We start from the raw sequence: 1081 nt of genomic DNA, 5'->3' as shown, positions 1-1081 counted from the left end.
ATTTAACAAGTGTAGATTTTCCAGAACCTGTTAAGCCTACTATTCCAACTTTTTCGCCTTTTTTTATTGTAAGGTTTATGTCTTTTAATATTTGATTTTCTCCAATTTTAAGGCTTACATTTTGATATTGAATCTTTTCTTTTAATCCCTTAAACTCAATACCTTCTTCTTTTTCTTCTGGAAGATTTAAAATTTCCTGAATTCTTTCAATTATAGGAGCAACCACTTTCAACTGTAAAAGACCTCTCTGCATGACCTGTGAACTGTTTACAAGGATTGTTAACGCTCCTAAAAATGCAAAAAACTCACCTGTTGTCATATCTCCATTTATAATTCTGTATCCACCATAACCAATAATGATAGCTACCGTAAGATACGAAACAATTTCTATAGAAGACAGGTAGAATACATCATTCAAAATAGATTTAATCTGAACTTTAAAAACATTATTATTTACTTTATAAAATTCTTTTTTTAAAAAATTTTTATGAAAAAGTTTTATTACTTCAAGACCTTGTACTGTCTGGCTTATAAACTGGGTATATTCTCCTAAAGTTTTTTGCAGTTTTTTTGAGTATTTCTCCCTGATTTTACCAAACACATTTAAACTTAAAACTAAAAATGGAATAGAAATAAGTATCACTAAAAACAGTTTCCAGTCCATATATATTAAAACAGCTACCATAAAAACAACTGTAAATGTCTGGGATAATAAATCTACACCTATAAGCTGAAGGCTGTCTCTTAAAGCATTTATATCATTTGTAATTCTGCTTATTATGTCTCCTAAATCTTTTTTATAAATGTAATATATTTCAGAGTTTATGATTTTTTCAAAAATATTTTTTCTTAAATTTAAAAGAAATTTATAAGAAGCATATGGAAAGGAAAACTCTTTCAAAAAGATAGCTATTTGACGCAAAATAACAAGCCCTAAAATTCCCAAAATAACTAATTTTAATTTATTAATATCTTTTTCAATGAAAACTTTATCTATTACATCTTTTACTATAAATGTAATTCCGCTGTAAGTAATACCTTCTAAAAAACTACCAAATAAGGCAAGAATTATAAATATAAA

The 1081-nt window shown here is 26.4% G+C and carries 1 protein-coding gene; it reads right to left on the bottom strand.

Going from position 1 to position 1081, the window contains the following annotated elements:
• The coding region (locus tag HG1285_RS18045; protein ID WP_008289703.1) for an ABC transporter transmembrane domain-containing protein at positions 1 to 1081 on the bottom strand (1081 nt) is incomplete at both ends.

Source organism: Hydrogenivirga sp. 128-5-R1-1, from assembly GCF_000171895.1.
The sequence above is the reverse complement of the archived record's forward strand: the minus strand, read 5'-3'. Positions and strand labels throughout refer to the sequence as shown.